Origin of the sequence: Blastococcus sp. TF02-8 (genome assembly GCF_003319175.1) — a bacterium.
Lineage (GTDB): Bacteria > Actinomycetota > Actinomycetes > Mycobacteriales > Geodermatophilaceae > Blastococcus.
This window is the reverse complement of sequence record NZ_QOHK01000011.1, coordinates 61,893-77,737: the sequence shown is the minus strand read 5'-3', so window position 1 is coordinate 77,737 and position 15,845 is coordinate 61,893. Positions and strand designations below refer to the sequence as shown.

The window sequence follows — 15,845 nt, the reverse complement described above, 5'->3', positions numbered from 1 at the left end:
AGCTCCCGGCGCCCGGGCGTGCGCGATCCGCCCTCACCGGGGAGCCACCGACCCGTAGTCGTCCCGATCGACCGGCTGATCGGTGAGCCCGTCGTCGGTGGGCACTTCCAGCGGACGGCCGTCGACGCTGAACCGGACCTCCTCCACTCCGGGGAACTCGGTGACCGTCCAGACGATCTGGGCGACGGCGAGCTGCTGGTTCGCACCGACGAGGCCGGTGAACTCGCGGGTGACCGCCAGCGTCACCACGGGGTCGTCCGGCGTCGGACCAGTGTGCCGCAGGGTCTGGGGAGCGAGGGCCGTCCGCAACCCGGCCGCGACCTCGTCCGGGGTCAGCCCGGCGGCGAGGAGGTCCAGGGTGGCGTGCACGTCGGCCGGGCCCACCGGCCTGGACACCGCTTCCAGCTGACGCCCGCGGACGAACCACAGCCGCACGGCGCCGTCGTCCACGGTGGGCTCGGTGGCGGGCGCGGGCTCCGGGGCCTCGACGGCGAGCGGTTCCGGCGCCGTCTGCTCCGGTACGCCGCATCCGGCGAGAGCCGTCAGCGCGACGAGGCACCACACCGTCAGTCGTCGCACGGTTCCTCCTGGCGGGGCAGGGTGACGGTCAGACGCGCCCCGCCCTCGGGACTGTCCGTGAGCGAGACGCTGCCCCCCATCGCTGCCACGTGCCGGGCCACCAGGGACAGTCCCAGCCCGGCACCGTCGGACCGGGCGCGGTAGGTGTCGCGGCCGCGCGCGAACCGCTCGAAGACCTGGGACCGCTCGTCCTCGGGCACGCCGGGGCCCGCGTCGTCCACCAGCACGCGGGCATCGGTGACGTCTGCCTCGATCCGGACCGCTGTGACACCGCCGGCGTGCTTCTCCGCGTTCTCCACCAGGTTGCCCAGGACTCGTTCCAGGCGGCGCTTGTCGGCGCGCACCACGGCCGTGCGCGCGTCGGGTGCGACGACCAGGGGGACGGCGTGCCCGCCGCTGGCCTGCCGTCGGGACAGGGACTCGGTGACCAGGTCGGCCAGGCGGACGTCCTCCAGCACCGCGTCCTCGGCGCCGGCGTCGGCGCGGGAGATCTCCAGGAGATCCGCGACCAGCCGCTCGAACCGGGAGACCTCCGCGCGGAGCAGCGCGAGGCCTTCCCGTCCGTCCGCGGGCAGGTGGTCCTCGTAGGCCTCCAGCAGCGCCAGCGACCCGAGGATCGTGGTGAGGGGGCTGCGGAGCTCGTGACTCACGTCGGCGGCGAACCTGGCGTCGCTGAGCACCCGTTGCTCCAGCGCTTCCACGGTGGCGTTGAACGACCGCGCGATCGGCGCGAGGGCTGGATCGTCCTGGGGATCGATGCGCGCGGTGAGGTCGCCGGCCGCGATCGCGGCCGCTGCGCCGGCCACGCGGTCCAGCGGGCGGAGCGTCGGGCGGGTGGCCCAGCTCCCGATCAGCAGTGACGTGGGGACCACCGCGACGACGGCGCCGGCGAGCACGCCGGAGAGCACCCGGTAGGTGTGGTCCAGCTCGTCGAGCGGGAACACCTCGAAGTACCCGCCGCCGGGCGCGCCGAGCGGGAGGCCGATGCCCAGGACCGGCTGACCGTCGACGTCGAACCGCTGGCGGGCGGGGGTGCCGTCGAGGACCAGTTCCCGCAGCCCCTGGGGCAGGTCCTCGCGGCCGATGCCCAAGGACGTGGTGATCCACCGGTCGCCGTCGGCCAGCAGCGATGTCGATCCGGTCTCCCGGGGGAGCTGGGACAGCAACTGCTCGGGGGAGAGGCCGGCGGCACCGGACGCACGCTCGACCTGTCCGGCGTTCGCCGTCGTCTGCGCCAGCGTGGCCCGTTCCCGGCCGAGGAGCAGGTAGCGCGAGACGCCGAGCCAGACCCCGACGGCGAGGACGACGCTCAGCACGACGGCCACGGTCGTGAACGCCAGGGTGGCCCGGCCGCGCAGGGTGCCGGGCCACCGGCCGGCTCTCATGCCGGCACTCGGTAGCCCAGGCCCCGCACCGTCGTGACCACCTGCGGTCGGGCCGGGTCGGACTCGACCTTCTTGCGCAGCCGGCGGACGTGGACGTCGACGAGCCGGGAGTCGCCGAAGTAGTCGTAGCCCCACACCCGCTGGAGGAGCTCCTCACGGCTCAGGACCCGGCCACGGTCGGCGACGAGTTCCACGAAGAGGCGGAGCTCGGTCTTGGTCAGCTCGATGGGGACACCGTCGCGGGTGACGGTGCCGGCGAGCGGCGACACCTCGATGCCCTGGACGACGATCGTCGGTGGCTCACCTGCACCTCGGGTGCGCCGGGCGACGGCGCGGACCCGCGCGACGATCTCCTTCGGGACGAACGGCTTGGTGACGTAGTCGTCCGCGCCCGCCTCGAGCCCGGCCACGACGTCGTCGCTGTCCGACCGGGCGGTCAGCATGATGACCGGTGTCGTGCTGGTCTTCCGGATCTCGCGGCACACCTGGAAGCCGTCGATGCCGGGCAGCCTCAGGTCCAGCAGCACGACGTCGAAGGGCCGTCCGCCCAGTCGTGCCAGACCCTCCTCCCCGGAGGCCGCCTCGCTCACCTCGAACCCCTCGCGCTGCAGGGTCATCTCGACCACGCGGCGGATGCGGGCGTCGTCCTCGATCACCAGAACCGACTGCGGCACATCGGGAAGTGTGCCCGCGAGCGCAGAGCCTGAACGGTCCACGTCCGAACTGTGCACCCGCCTCCCCGCGGGGCCGCGGCGCCTCCGCCGATCGTCATGCATCTGTCATGACCCGCCGGTCTACGTCGCGGTGACGTGGGAACGCCAGCTGGTCGGCGGTCGACGGCAGGAGGGCACGGGGTGGACGGGGATCTCACGACGACGAGCTCGGTGGTGGGTGCGCTGGTCATCAGCGTGCTGCTGGTCGCGTTGCACCTGGCAGCCCCGCGCATCCGGCGGCTGCCGTTCGTCCCCGAACGGGTGACCGGCTCCTTCGCCGGCGGGCTGGCGGTCGCCTACGTCTTCCTGCACCTGCTGCCCGAGCTGGCGGAGGGCAACGAGGCGTTCGGCGAGGCGCTCCGGGACGTGTTCCGACCGACGCCGCTGCTGGACCTGGGGATCTTCCTCGTCGCGCTCGTCGGGTTCGCGGCGTTCTACGGGCTGGAGCGCCTGGCCAGGGCCCGGTCGGCCACCGGGGGAGCGGCCCGCGAGCCGGCAGGGGTCTACTGGCTGCACCTGGGGTCCTTCATGGTCTACAACGCGCTGATCACCTACACGATGGCCCTGCGACTGCGCACCGGTGTGGCGTTCGCGGTCCTGTTCGCCATCGCGATGGGCCTGCACTTCGTGCTCACCGACCGCTCGCTGGAGGAGCACTACCCGCACCGCTTCCCCCGTAGCGGGCGGGCTCTGCTCGCGACCGGACTGCTGCTCGGCTGGGCGCTGGACGCCCTGTTCGCGCCCACGAGCACGGTGGTCGTCGCGCTGCTCACCGCGTTGCTCGGCGGGTCGATCCTGCTCAACGTGTTCAAGGAGGAGCTGCCCTCGACAGGACGGTCCAGCTTCGGCTGGTTCCTCACCGGGCTCGTCGTGTACGCGTCGCTGCTCACCGCGGTGACGGCGCTGGGGGAGTGAGGTGGTCCGGGCAGCCGAGATCGGTCTGGGCGTCCTGCTGGTCCTCGCGGTGCTCGTCGACGTCCTGGCGACGACGCTGACCCTCGGCGAGGGGGCGGGGCCGATCACCCGCCGCGTCCTGCGCGTCCTGTGGCGGCGGTCGTTGCGGCTCCGCCCGCGCGGGAGCCGCTCGGTGCTGCTCGCCGACGTCGGGCCGGCCCTGCTGGTGCTGACCGTGCTGCTCTGGGTGGCCGCCACGTGGATCGGATGGTGGCTGGTCTTCCTGGGGAGCGGTGCGGTGGAGAACGCCGGGACCGGCGCGGCAGCGGGTGCCGGCGACGTCTTCTACTACGCGGGATACGCCGTCTTCACCCTCGGAGTCGGCGACTTCGTCGCCGACTCCCCGGGCTGGCGCATCCTGACGGCGGCGGCGAGCTTCGGCGGGCTGGTGCTGGTGACCCTGGCCATCACCTATCTGCTCTCGGTGGTCTCGGCGGTCGTCTCGCGGCGGGCGCTGGCCGCCCAGATCCATGCGCTGGGGGCCACCGCAGGGGAGGTGGTGGCCGGTGCGTGGACCGGCGGCCGGTTCGGTCCGGCCTTCGTCCAGCAGCTGCTCGGTCTGAGCGGTCCGCTCGCCACCGTCGCGCAGCAGCACTTCGCCTACCCCGTCCTGCACTACTTCCGCAGCCGGGCACCGGAGGAATCCGCCCCCGTGGCGATCGCCGTGCTCGACGACGCCCTGCTCCTGCTCGAGGCCGCGGTGGAGCCGTCGGTGGCGCCCGACCCGCTGGCCGTCCGGCAGGTGCGCCGGCTCGTCGCCCGTTACGTGCAGACCGTGAGCGGCACCTCGGCCCCGGGGCAGGGGGAACGACCTCCGCCGTCGCCGTCGGTGGCGCCGCTTCGGGCGGTGGGCATCCCACTGGGCCCGCCCGCCCGACTGGACGATCGACTGGTCGCCGAGGCCGGACGCCGGAGCGACCTCCAGTGGCTCGTCCACGGAGCGGGCTGGTCCTGGCCGTGACCGCGCTCGGCCACGGCGGTGCATCCCATGTCGTTCCCGATGCCACCCCCGCGGATGGCCGTCGTACCCGCATGTCAGTTCCGTGACAGAAGGCGGCGGCGCCGTTATCGACCGCGGGGCCGGGGCAGGTTCTCACCACGCCGGCAGTCGGGAAGGAGCCAGCGACGTGGCCGCGAACCCCTGCCCGGACCCGCGGGGCACGCCCGCCCGACGGTGCGTCACCGCCGCGTCCGACACGCGCCGGGCGAGGACCCGCCGGCCGCGGTGGCGCTGCACGACGACGGCCCGACACGCCCCTCCGGCCGACGGTCCACCGAGTGAAGGGAACCCGACATGAGAACCCAGCGACGGTCGCTGGTCGTCCTCGCTGCTGCTCTTCTGGTCACCGCCTGCGGCGCGGAGACCCCGGAGGTCGACGACAGCGGCGCGGTCGGTCCGGACGAGGCCGTCACCGCCGACCTGAAGCTGTTGCAGGTGCAGCTGGCCTACCCGGCCGACGGCGTCTACGAGCAGGGTGAGGACGTTCCCCTGTACGCGGGCATCTCGAACACCGGCACGACCGACGACGACCTGGTGGCCGTCCGCGGGCCAGACTTCGCCGACGGCGCCCTCCTGGTCGACGGCGAACCGGGGAGCATCCCCGTCCCGGCGAACGACAACGTCTACGTGGGCGCGGAGGGAGCGCCGTCCGTCGTGCTGGAGGACCTGAGCACCACGCTCCGGTCCTCGGCGTCGATACCGGTGACGTTCGTCTTCGAGAAGGCGGGGGAGGTCACCATCGATGCGATGGTCGCGGCCGAGGGGCAGGACTCCGGGCAGCCGTACGACTTCCCGGACCCCGCTGACGATCCCACCGACGCGTGAGCGGGAGTCCTGGCCGCCCGGCGTTCCGGGGTCCGAGGGGGCCGGGTGCGGCCCGGAACCGTGCGGGGCGCGCGTCCGCGCGGTCGGTGGCGGACGTGATGGTCACCGGGCCGAAGGTCCTGGGGGTCGACGTCGTGGTCGGCGAGGTCCGTCGTCAGTTCCAGGACGACCACGTCGTGATGGTGCTGCTGGCCGACGAGGGCTCGTTGCGCGGCGCGCTGCTGCGGGAGGACGTGCCCGACGCCGCGCCGGCGTCGTCACCGGCGCTGCCGTGGTCCACCGTGGTCGGCCGGACCGTGCGTCCCACCGACTCGGCCGCGGCTGTGCACCGCCGTCTGGTGGAGCGCGGGGAGCGGCGGCTGGCCGTGGTCGACGACGCCGGCCGGCTCGTGGGCCTGGTGTGCCTGAAACGCAGTCGTACCGGCTTCTGCAGCGATGCCGGCGTGCGCGCGAGAGCAGCCGCGAGGCTTCCGGGGTGAGCGGATCGATCTGCGGGAGCCGCCCTTCCGGACCCCCCCGCGCGACGGCTCCGAGATGCCTTCCGGCGAGTACTGTTGTCATATAGCAAGTGAGCGGGCGAGTCCTCCTCGGGGCTGCCCGTCCGGACATGCGACGGAAGGGGGCACGGTGCGTGCGCTCACGGTCCGACCCGGTACGGCGGCCTCTGCATCCATCGACGACCTGCCAGACCCTGGCCGCGGTGACGACGAGTTGCTCGTCGACGGCCTCGCGATCGGGATCTGCGGCACGGACAGGGAGATCGTCGCCGGCGGGTACGGATGGGCTCCGGCGGGGGCGCAACGGCTGGTGCTCGGTCACGAATCGCTGGGCCGGGTGCGTGAAGCCCCACCCGGCTCGCCGTTCACCACCGGAGACCTCGTCGTCGGCGTCGTCCGGCGACCCGACCCGGTTCCCTGCGGCGCCTGCGCCCACGGACAGTTCGACATGTGCCGCAACGGCCGGTACACCGAACGGGGGATCAAGTCCCTCGACGGCTACGGCAGCGACGTGTGGACCGTCGAGCAGGACTACGCCGTACGCCTGGATCCGAGCCTCCACGAGGTGGGGGTGCTGCTCGAACCGGCGAGCGTCGTGGCGAAGGCCTGGGACCAGATCGAACGGGTCGGTGCGCGGTCCTGGTTCTCGCCGGAGCGGGTGCTCGTCACCGGCGCCGGGCCGATCGGACTGCTCGCTGCGCTCCTCGGTGTGCAGCGAGGGCTGGACGTGCACGTCCTGGACAGAGTCCGTAGCGGACCCAAGCCCGAGCTCGTCGAGGACCTCGGCGCGACGTACCACTGCGACGGCTTCGCGAGCGCGGTCGCGGGTGCGCTGCCGGACATCGTGGTCGAGGCGACCGGGGCCGCGCCGCTGGTCATCGACGCGATGGCGTCGACCGGTGGGTACGGCATCACGTGTCTCACGGGGGTCTCCGCAGCCGGCCGGCGCACCGAGCTGGATGCCGGCCGGCTGAACCGCGACATGGTGCTGCAGAACGACGTCGTCCTCGGGTCGGTGAACGCCAACCTGGACCACTACCGGCTGGCAGCGGACGCGCTCGGCGCCGCCGATGCCGAGTGGCTGGGCCGGCTGATCACCCGACGCCTGCCGCTGGAGGACTTCGCCAGCGCCCTGGAGCCGCACGACGACGACATCAAGGTCGTCCTCCGGCTCGACGCCTGATCGCCGAGGAGGGCAACCATGGTCGGCCGGATCGAGGACTACGGACTGATCGGTGACCTGCAGACGGCCGCCCTCGTCGGCCGCGACGGGTCCATCGACTGGCTGTGCCTGCCCCGATTCGACTCGCCCGCATGTTTCGCGGCGTTGCTGGACGACGAGCGGGCCGGCCGCTGGCTGCTGGCACCGGTGTCGGGTGGTACCTGCACGCGCCGGTCCTACCGGGGCGACACCCTCGTGCTCGACACGGAGTGGGAGACGGACTCGGGAACCGTGCGCGTCACCGACTTCATGCCGCCCCGCGGTGAGGCGGCCGACGTCGTCCGGGTGGTCGAGGGGGTCAGCGGCCACGTGCCGATGCGCACGGAGCTGCTGCTCCGGTTCGACTACGGGCACGTCGTGCCCTGGGTGCGCACGATCGATGGTCAGGTCGCCGCTGTGGCCGGGCCGGACGCGGTGTGGGTGAACGCGCCGGTCGCACTGGGGCACGTCGCTCCCGGGCCGGGCCGGAGACCCCACATCGCCGCCGAGTTCGTGGTCGCGGCTGGTGACCGCATTCCCTTCGTGCTCACCTACGCCCCCTCCCACCTGCCCGTTCCTCGGCAGGCCGAGGCCGGCACGGCCCTGGAGGAGACGCTGGAGTTCTGGTCGGGGTGGATGGACCACTGCGACTACGCGGGGCGGTGGCCGGAGGCGGTCCGGCGTGCCCTCCTCACGCTGAAGGCGCTGACCTATGCGCCGACCGGCGGGATCCTGGCCGCGGCGACGACGTCCCTCCCCGAGCAGCTCGGCGGTCCGCGGAACTGGGACTACCGGTTCTGCTGGCTCCGGGATGCGACCTTCACGCTCCAGGCCCTGCTGGGCACCGGGTACCTCGCGGAGGCGCGGGCGTGGCGGGACTGGCTGCTGCGCGCGGTCGCGGGCGATCCGGCGGACCTGCGGATCATGTACGCCCTCGACGGATCGCGCCGGATGCCGGAGGTCGAGATCGGGTGGCTGGCCGGGTACGAGGGGTCGGCCCCCGTGCGCGTGGGGAACGCTGCGGCGGCGCAGTTCCAGCTGGACGTGTGGGGCGAGGTCCTCGACGGTCTGCACCTGGCGAGGACGTCCGGACTGCAGGGGTCGGACGACGCGTGGGACCTGCAGCGTGCGTTGCTCGACTTCCTCGAAGGTTCCTGGGACCAACCGGACAACAGCCTGTGGGAGGTGCGCGGTCCTCGCCGCCAGTTCGTCCACTCGAAGGTGATGGCGTGGGCGGGGGTGGATCGCGCGGTGCAGGCCGTCGAGCGATTCGGTGTGGAGGGCCCGGTCGACCGGTGGCGCCGGCTGCGCGCGGACATCCACGAGGACGTCTGCGCCCACGGCTTCGACGCCGAGCGGGGAACGTTCACCCAGTTCTACGGCTCTCGTGGCGTGGATGCGGCGTTGCTGCTGATCCCTCGTGTCGGGTTCCTCGACTGGGCGGACCCGCGGGTCGTGGGCACCGTCGAGGTGGTGCAACGCGAACTGACGGAGAACGGGTTCCTGCTGCGCTACCGGCCGGACGCCGACGGCCGCGTGGACGGGCTGCCCGGGATCGAGGGCGCGTTGCTGGCCTGCAGCTTCTGGCTGGCCGACGCACTGGCGGGCATCGGCCGGAGAGCAGAGGCCGAGCAGCTGTTCACCCGGCTGCTCGGTCTCCGCAACGACGTGGGCCTGCTCGCCGAGGAGTACGACCCCCGTTCCGGCCGGCAGCTCGGGAACACCCCGCAGGCCTTCAGCCTGGTGGGGCTGGTCAACACGGCACGCCACCTGAGCGGGACCCGCGCCGCACACGACACCCAGGCATCCCCGCGGTCCACCGGCCGATCGCCGGCTGACGCCGGCGGCACCCAGGTCGTGCAGTGACCGCCGCCTTCCCGGCGCCCGTCGGGCGGCGGTGGACTGCAGCTGCTCACCCGTTCCACGCGAAGGAGAACCGCTGATGGACGCACAGGTCGTGGTCGTCACCGGCGCCAGCGCCGGGATCGGCCGTGCGGTGGCCCACCGCTTCGCCGCCCGCGGTGCCACGGTGGGGCTGATCGCCCGCGGCGAGGAAGGGCTGCGGGGCGTGGCCGAGGAGGTCGAACGAGCCGGCGGACGTCCGGTCGTGCTGCCCCTCGATGTCGCCGACCCGGACGCCGTCCGCACTGCCGTCGGCGTCATGGAGGACCTCGCGGGCCCGATCGACGTCTGGGTGAACGTCGCGTTCACGTCGGTGTTCGCGCCGTTCGACCGGATCTCGCCCGAGGAGTTCCGTCGCACGACGGAGGTCACCTACCTCGGGTACGTCTACGCCACCCAGGCCGTGCTCCCGCGGATGAAGGCCCGGAACGCGGGGACGATCGTGCACGTCGGGTCGGCGCTGGCCTACCGCGGCATTCCGCTGCAGACCGCCTACTGCGGCGCCAAGCACGCGATCCAGGGATTCCACGAGGCGCTTCGGTGCGAGCTGCTGCACGAGCGGAGCGACGTGCGCGTGACCATGGTGCAGATGCCCGCGGTCGACACGCCGCAGTTCTCGTGGGTGCTGTCCCGGCTGCCGCGGATGCCCCAGCCCGTGCCGCCCATCTACTCGCCGGAGATGGTCGCGCGCATGGTCGTCCACGCCGCAGACCACCCTCGACGGCGGGAGTACTGGGTCGGCTCGAGCACGGCGGCGACGCTCGCGGCCAACGCGGTCCCGCCCGGGCTGCTCGACCGCTACCTGGCCCGCACCGGATTCGCCGCCCAGCAGACCGACGAGCCCCGGGGCGCCGACACCCCGGCGAACCTGTTCGCCCCGGCGGACGGGCCCGGCGGCCGCGACTTCGGGACCTCCGGTCGCTTCAGCGCGCGCACCGTCTCCTGGGATCCGCAACTGTGGGCGTCGCGGCACCACGGGACTGTCGCCACGGCCGTCGCGCTCATCGGCTGTCTGGTGCTGGGGCGACGGGCCGGCCGCTGACCCGTTACCAGCGCGGCGGATCCGGGGGCGCCTGCCCGCATGCACTCTGACCGGGGCTACCGCGTCAGTGCCCCAGGGTGAAGTCGGCGATGAAGCCCGCGGCGCTGGCCAGGGCAATGAGGGGACCGCCCTCGCGGAAGGCCTCCGGGGCGAGGGCGTCGACGACCGATGCCAGCACGGCACCGCCGGCGAAGGCCAGCGGAACCGCGACGGCGCCCGTGCCCAGGGGTGCCAGGAGCCAGCGCCCGGCGACGACCGCCGCGGCCAGGGCGACGGTCGCGACCGCCCAGATGATCAGCACCGACCGCCTGCTGCGTCCGTGCTGCCGCATCTGCACCGCGCCACCGAGGGACTCCGGGAAGTTGGAGATGAAGATCGCCGCGAGCAGAGCGATGCTGCCTCCCTCGGTCAAGGTCACCCCGAGCGCAGCGTTCTCCGGCAGGCCGTCCATCGTGGTGCCCGCGAGAAGGGCGAAGCCCACTCCGCCGCTGGCACGGTTCCAGTGGTCGATGAGGGTGTCGGCGAGCACGAACGTGGCCGCGCCCCCCGCGAAGCCCACCGCCGCGCCGAGGGTGCCGGTCATCGACTGGCTCTCGAGGAACAGTTCGTAGGCAACGGCACTCAGCAGGGCCCCGGTCGCGAATACCATCAGGATGCCGAGCAGCTTGCGGGGTGGGGACCACACGACGCCGAGCGCCGCACCCAGGAACAGGGGCAGCGACGCGCCGACCGCGAAGAGCAGGATCCGGAGCATCAGGTCCCACCGACCCGAGGCCGCTCCGCGCCGGATGTGGCTGCGGAGGAGGGGGCGGTCCCCCCTCGTCGGAGGACGCAGGCGACGTCGGATCGTTCGCGTGCGAACACGTCGTCCGCGAGCAGCAGCCTGCCGGTGCAGGGCCGGGAGGTCGTCACCGGGACGAGGGCCACCTGCGGCACGGGATCGAGCCCGGCGACGGATGTGCCGAGCACGGGGGCGTCACCGCAGAGCGGCCCCCGGAGGCGGGTGGTGAGCCGGATCGGCACTGCAACTCCTCGGCACAGTTGTCGTAGGACAAGAATTGCATGCCGAGGGTCGGCCCGCCTCTCCGCGGTCGCTCGGTCCGATGCTGCCCCGGCACGGTTGCCGTATGACAAGATCGAGACACCGTCGAGGGTGTGCGCAGGGGACACCCGGCGGGGCCAGGAGCCGGGAGGGCGCCCGATGACGGAGCAGGGGGCCCAGTCGCGGGCGCCGTCGGACCAGGTGCTGCTCGGCGCTCTGCGTCTCGCGATGGGGGTGTCCATGGAGGCCGCCGACGAGATCGGCACGGTCTCCGCCGTCCAGCTCCGGGCGGTGACGCTGCTCCACCAGCAGCCCGGGGTCAACCTCGGTGAACTCGCCCGTGGCATGGGCGTCTCGGTCTCGGTCACCAGTCGGCTCGTCGACCGCCTCGTGGCAGCCGGCCTCGTCGACAAGCGGACCTCCACGACGAGCGGCCGAGAGCTCAGCCTGTGGCTGAGCGACCTGGGCGAGGCGACGCTGGACCGGTACGACGACCTGCGCCTGTCGCGCATCAGGTCCGTGATCGCGAACCTGCCTGCCGAGCGCGCGGACGCGGTGGCGTCCGCGCTCGAGGCCTTCGTCCCCGGCCCGAGCGGTGGCGCTGACGCCACCTGATCCGGGCTGGAACGGACGGAGGCCCCGGTCGGCGAACCGACCAGGGCCTCCACGTGGGGTGAGTGACGGGGCTCGAACCCGCGACACCCAGGATCACAACCTGGTGCTCTACCAGCTGAGCTACACCCACCGCGTCTCCACCCGGGCGCGAGCGCCCGGAGGGAACGGAGCAACGATACCGGAGGCCGGTCGGCGCCCCGCCGAGGGGACCGGGAGGGGTCAGGCGGAGCCGGGGTCGCCGTCGGTCAGCAACGCGCCGAACGAGCCCACGACCTGCTCCGCGGCGCTCTTCGCCTGATCGCTGTTCGGGCCGGGCGCCGGCACGAACAGGGTCTTGCGGTAGTAGGCCAGCTCCCGCACCGACTCGATGATGTCGGCCAGCGCGCGGTGGGCGAGCCCCTTCGCCGGCTGGGCGAAGTACACGCGGGGGAACCAGCGCCGCGCCAGCTCCTTGACCGAGGAGACGTCGACCATCCGGTAGTGCAGGTGGTCGTCGAGCTCGGGCATGTCGCGGGCGAGGAAGCCGCGGTCGGTGCCGATCGAGTTGCCGCACAGCGGCGCCGTCCGGCGCTCGGGGACGAAGCGCTTCACGTAGGCGAGGATCTGCTGCTCAGCCTCGGCGACGGTGAGCGTCGCGGCGCGGACCTCGTCGGTGAGCCCGGACTTGGCGTGCATCTCCTTGACGAAGTCGGTCATGCCGTCGAGGTCGGCGTCGTCGGCGGAGATGATCAGGTCCAGCCCCGCGTCCAGGACGTTGAGCTCGGAGTCGGTGATCAGCACCGCGACCTCGATGAGCTTGTCCTTGGTGAGGTCCAGGCCGGTCATCTCGCAGTCGATCCAGACCAGGTGTCCCGCGCTCTCCGCCACGTCGGCTCACAGTACGCACCGCGTGTTGCTCCTGCCCCGCTCACCCCACGTGTCCGCGCGCTGGCGCATCGCACCCCGCGACGCGGGCCGAAGGCCTCGGCAATGACCGGGATCACGGCTAGGGTCGCCGGAACGACCCACGTCAGGAAGCATTCCCGTGTCGACTGCACCCGCGCCCGCCGCGACCTCCGTCCCCCAGGCCCCGGGCACGCTCCGCGCCGGTCTGGCCCACCCGGTGGCCCTGCTCCGCTGGCTCTGGGCGGCGTACATGACGCCGGGTCGCCCCGGGCGTCCCACCGACCAGACGGAGCTGCGGTGGATCTACACCGCCTGGCTCGGCGCCTTCCTGCTCAAGATGCTGGGCTCGTCGTGGGACGTCTCGTGGCACTTCAAGTGGTTGCGTGACGACCTGGCGCCCCCGCACCTGCTCAACACCGTGGGCACCGCCGTCGTCGTCGTGCTGGTGCTCTTCCACAGCTACAGCGGGTACGGCGTCGACCGCCGGGCGCTGCGGCTGATGCAGGTCGGCATCGGGACCTTCCTCGTCGCGATCCCGGTCGACATCGTCAACCACCGCATCAACGGCCTGGACATCACCAGCTGGAGTCCCAGCCACGCGCTGCTGTACCTGGGCACGGCGATCATGCTGGCCGGCGCGCTGCGCGGCTGGTGGCTGTACGCCGCGCCCGGCCGGCTCCGCGACCTGGTCTCGCTGGGCCTGTGGCTGTTCTTCGTGGAGAACGTCGTCTTCCCCAACCAGCACCAGGAGTACGGGGTGCTGTCCCTGGAGGCCTACCGGGCGGGGCGCACGACGGCCGAGCCCTCGCTGCTGGACTTCGCCGCCTCGCAGGGGCAGACCCCGACCATGTTCATGCTGCCGGTGCCGTCATGGGTGCACCCGACCTGGCTGGTGTGCGCCGGGCTGCTCTCGCTGCTGGTCGCCCGCAAGGTCGTCGGCCTGCGCTGGACGGCGACGACGATCGCGGTCGTGTACCTCGGCTACCGCGGCGTGATGTGGCTCGGCCTGGTCGCCATGGGCTTCCCGCCCTCGGTGCTGCCGGTCGTGCTGATCCTCGGTGCGGTGCTCGTCGACCTCGCCGTCACCCGGGAGGTCCCGGGCTGGGCCGCCGGGCTGGTGGTGACCGGCGCGGTCTACGGGGCGGCCTTCCCGCTGGAGTCCCTCGGTCTCCTGCCGCCGTGGAACTGGTGGTCCGGGCTGCCCGTCGCCGTCGGCTTCGCCCTGGCGTGGACGGTGGTCGACCTGCTGGCGCGCAGCGCCTGGCTGACCCGGTGGCGGGTCGCCGACGAGTCGGTGGCCCGGCCGGAGCGCGCTTCCGTCTGACCCGCCGCGCCCGGCGCGGAACGCCGGAGAGCCGTCCCCGATGACGTAGCGTCGAACCCGGCTGCGTCACGGGGGGCGCCCACCGGATCGGCTTCCACGCCCCTCCGGACGGGCGTCGGCCTGCGACCGCGTACCCGATCGCCCGGAGGACGTCGTGCTGGTCCTGACCCCCGAGCCGCTGCAGACGGCGGGGGAGCGCGCCTTCTTCGGCGAGCTCTCGCGGTGGGACACCGGTGCCTCGGTGCGCGCGGCCGTCGTCGCGTCCGTGCCCCTCGTGGACGGCCCGCTCGGACGACGTCAGTCCGATGCCGTGCTGATGGTCCCGGAAGGGATCGCCGTCATCCGCGTCGTGGAGGTCCTCCGCCAGTCCGGCGTCGTGACCGCCACGCCGGAGGGCTCGTGGAGCATCGGCCCCGAGGGCGGCCCCACCCAGGTGCTGCAGCTGGCCGGCGGTGGATCCAGCCCGCTGGACGGCCTGATGCGCGCCGGCATGGACACCGCGATGAAGCTGCGCCGCGCCGGGCTCGAGCCCGGCCGGATCGCCCGGTTGACCGTCCTGGTCGGCGAGGTCACCGGCCTGGTCCCCGCCGACGGCGACCTGGGTGAGGGCGACCACGTCGCCACCCTCGACCCCCGGTCGCTGCTGCTGGCCATCGCCCGCGCCAGCCGGCACGCCGGGGTCGACAACCCCCGGCTCTGGACGACGGCCGACGTCCGCGCGGCCCTCCTGGCCCTGGAGCTGCCCGGCCGCGGACCCACCGTGGAGGAGCTCAACGGGGAGTCCTTCCCCTACTCGCCCTACGTGCTGCGGCGACCGCAGCTGCTCACGCCGGCCGCCATGGCCGCCTCACCGCTGCTGGCCGACCCCTCGGCCCCCTCGACACCCGACGGGGAGCCGGTCCAGGACGGCGCCGACCCGCTCAGCGCCACGGCCGTCGCCCGAGCCGTGGCGGCGTCGGTCGCCTCGGCCAACGCCGCCGCGGTCTCCGCCGCGGCGCCCCCGACCCAGGCGGCGCACCTGACCGGCCAACGGGACACCGTGGCGGTCGACGGCCCGGCGTCGCCGCCGGGTGCGGACGCGGGGATCGGCGGCCTGTTCGGCGCCGCGCCTGCCGATCCCGCGCCGCCGGCCGCCGCCCCCGCTCCGGTGCGGACCGCGGTGCAGCCGGTCGTCGCGCCCCCGGCCGAGCCCCCGCAGCGACCGCCGCTCTCCCCGGCGTGGGGTCCGATGCCCTCGGGACGGGGCGAGGAACCGGGTGACCGGGGCCCGACCGATCGACGGCGGTGGGCGCTCGTGGCCGCCGCCGTCGCCGCGGTGGTCCTCGTCTGCGTGCTCGGGGCCTGGCTCGCGTTCTCCGGCGACGGCCGGGGTGGTCCCGACGGCGGCGACGCCACGGCCGGTCCCACGACGCCGGCCGGGCCCGTGCCCGGCGACGTGGCGGTGGCCGGGGGCACCCGGTTCACCGTCGAGCGGGTGCAGACCGACGACACCTGCGCCGGGCACGCCTACGGCGAGGTGGCCGCCTTCCTGGAGACCACCGACTGCGTCGGTCTCTCCCGGGCGCTGTACTCGGCCAGCGTGGAGGGCGCTCCGGTGGTGGTCTCCGTGTCACGGGTGACGATGGCCGATCCGGCGACCGCGCGGCGCCTGCGCGCGCTGGCCGACAGCAACGGCAGCGGCAACGTCAGCGACCTGCTGCGCGAGGGCATCACCTACGACGGCGCTCCGGACAGGCTGACGTCGGCCGAGTACGCCAGTGCGATCTCGGGGCCGACGGTCACCATCGTCGAGAGCTCCTGGTCGGACCCGGCGCGAGCGGGGGACGCCGCGGCCGTCGATGCCGTCGCCACCGCGGCGCTGGCCCTGCCCGTTCCCTGACG

Annotated in this window: 15 protein-coding genes and 1 tRNA gene; 10 read left to right on the top strand and 6 right to left on the bottom strand. The window is 73.4% G+C overall.

Annotated elements, in window-relative coordinates; genetic code table 11:
* Positions 1-33: 33 nt before the first annotated feature.
* From DQ237_RS17550 to DQ237_RS17540, 3 genes are read right to left on the bottom strand one after another with little or no spacing between them, the layout of a single operon-like run.
* The gene (locus tag DQ237_RS17550; RefSeq protein WP_113801432.1) at positions 34-579 is read right to left on the bottom strand and encodes a GerMN domain-containing protein; all 546 of its coding nucleotides are present in this window, start codon (positions 577-579) and stop codon (positions 34-36) included.
* On the bottom strand, positions 567-1,964 hold the full coding sequence (locus tag DQ237_RS17545; protein WP_113801431.1) for a HAMP domain-containing sensor histidine kinase: 1,398 nt from the start codon (positions 1,962-1,964) through the stop codon (positions 567-569). Before DQ237_RS17545 ends, DQ237_RS17550 begins: the two co-directional genes overlap by 13 nt.
* Positions 1,961-2,638, bottom strand: a complete 678-nt coding sequence (locus DQ237_RS17540) for a response regulator transcription factor (protein WP_255411556.1) — start codon at positions 2,636-2,638, stop codon at positions 1,961-1,963. The genes DQ237_RS17545 and DQ237_RS17540 overlap by 4 nt, the downstream gene beginning before the upstream one ends.
* A 180-nt stretch (positions 2,639-2,818) precedes the next feature.
* On the opposite strand from DQ237_RS17540, the gene DQ237_RS17535 reads away from it, so the two are divergent.
* The 7 genes from DQ237_RS17535 (at position 2,819) to DQ237_RS17505 (ending at position 10,098) form a co-directional block, all read left to right on the top strand.
* Positions 2,819-3,592 carry a hypothetical protein gene (locus tag DQ237_RS17535; RefSeq protein ID WP_113801429.1) on the top strand — a complete coding sequence of 258 codons (774 nt, stop codon included), beginning with the start codon at positions 2,819-2,821 and terminating at the stop codon, positions 3,590-3,592.
* 1 nt (position 3,593) lies between these two features.
* Complete coding sequence (locus DQ237_RS17530; RefSeq protein WP_113801428.1) at positions 3,594-4,592, top strand: potassium channel family protein; 999 nt, start codon at positions 3,594-3,596, stop codon at positions 4,590-4,592.
* A gap of 333 nt (positions 4,593-4,925) precedes the next feature.
* Positions 4,926-5,456: a copper chaperone PCu(A)C gene (locus tag DQ237_RS17525; protein ID WP_113801427.1), complete on the top strand. Its 531-nt coding sequence runs from the start codon at positions 4,926-4,928 to the stop codon at positions 5,454-5,456.
* Between the two features lie 98 nt (positions 5,457-5,554).
* Positions 5,555-5,935, top strand: a complete 381-nt coding sequence (locus DQ237_RS17520) for a CBS domain-containing protein (protein ID WP_255411557.1) — start codon at positions 5,555-5,557, stop codon at positions 5,933-5,935.
* Between the two features lie 148 nt (positions 5,936-6,083).
* The gene (locus DQ237_RS17515) at positions 6,084-7,136 is read left to right on the top strand and encodes a glucose 1-dehydrogenase (RefSeq protein WP_113801425.1); all 1,053 of its coding nucleotides are present in this window, start codon (positions 6,084-6,086) and stop codon (positions 7,134-7,136) included.
* A gap of 18 nt (positions 7,137-7,154) precedes the next feature.
* Positions 7,155-9,020 carry a glycoside hydrolase family 15 protein gene (locus DQ237_RS17510; protein ID WP_113801424.1) on the top strand — a complete coding sequence of 622 codons (1,866 nt, stop codon included), beginning with the start codon at positions 7,155-7,157 and terminating at the stop codon, positions 9,018-9,020.
* Between the two features lie 76 nt (positions 9,021-9,096).
* Positions 9,097-10,098 carry an SDR family oxidoreductase gene (locus tag DQ237_RS17505; protein ID WP_113801423.1) on the top strand — a complete coding sequence of 334 codons (1,002 nt, stop codon included), beginning with the start codon at positions 9,097-9,099 and terminating at the stop codon, positions 10,096-10,098.
* Between the two features lie 64 nt (positions 10,099-10,162).
* Here the strand turns inward: DQ237_RS17505 and DQ237_RS17500 are convergent, their stop codons facing one another.
* Complete coding sequence (locus DQ237_RS17500) at positions 10,163-10,852, bottom strand: ZIP family metal transporter (RefSeq protein ID WP_113801422.1); 690 nt, start codon at positions 10,850-10,852, stop codon at positions 10,163-10,165.
* A 447-nt stretch (positions 10,853-11,299) separates the two neighbouring features.
* Here DQ237_RS17500 and DQ237_RS17490 point away from each other — a divergent pair, with 447 nt between their 5' ends.
* Complete coding sequence (locus tag DQ237_RS17490; protein ID WP_113801420.1) at positions 11,300-11,755, top strand: MarR family winged helix-turn-helix transcriptional regulator; 456 nt, start codon at positions 11,300-11,302, stop codon at positions 11,753-11,755.
* Positions 11,756-11,809: 54 nt separating this feature from the next.
* Here the strand turns inward: DQ237_RS17490 and DQ237_RS17485 are convergent.
* A tRNA-His gene (locus DQ237_RS17485) sits at positions 11,810-11,885 on the bottom strand.
* An 89-nt stretch (positions 11,886-11,974) separates the two neighbouring features.
* Positions 11,975-12,622, bottom strand: a complete 648-nt coding sequence (gene orn, locus DQ237_RS17480; protein WP_113801419.1) for an oligoribonuclease — start codon at positions 12,620-12,622, stop codon at positions 11,975-11,977.
* A 157-nt stretch (positions 12,623-12,779) separates the two neighbouring features.
* Here orn and DQ237_RS17475 point away from each other — a divergent pair, with 157 nt between their 5' ends.
* Both DQ237_RS17475 and DQ237_RS17470 read left to right on the top strand, forming a co-directional pair.
* Entirely contained in the window at positions 12,780-13,964 is a 1,185-nt protein-coding gene (locus tag DQ237_RS17475; RefSeq protein WP_113801418.1) for a hypothetical protein, read from the top strand.
* 154 nt (positions 13,965-14,118) lie between these two features.
* On the top strand, positions 14,119-15,843 hold the full coding sequence (locus tag DQ237_RS17470; protein WP_113801417.1) for a hypothetical protein: 1,725 nt from the start codon (positions 14,119-14,121) through the stop codon (positions 15,841-15,843).
* Positions 15,844-15,845: the final 2 nt, after the last annotated feature.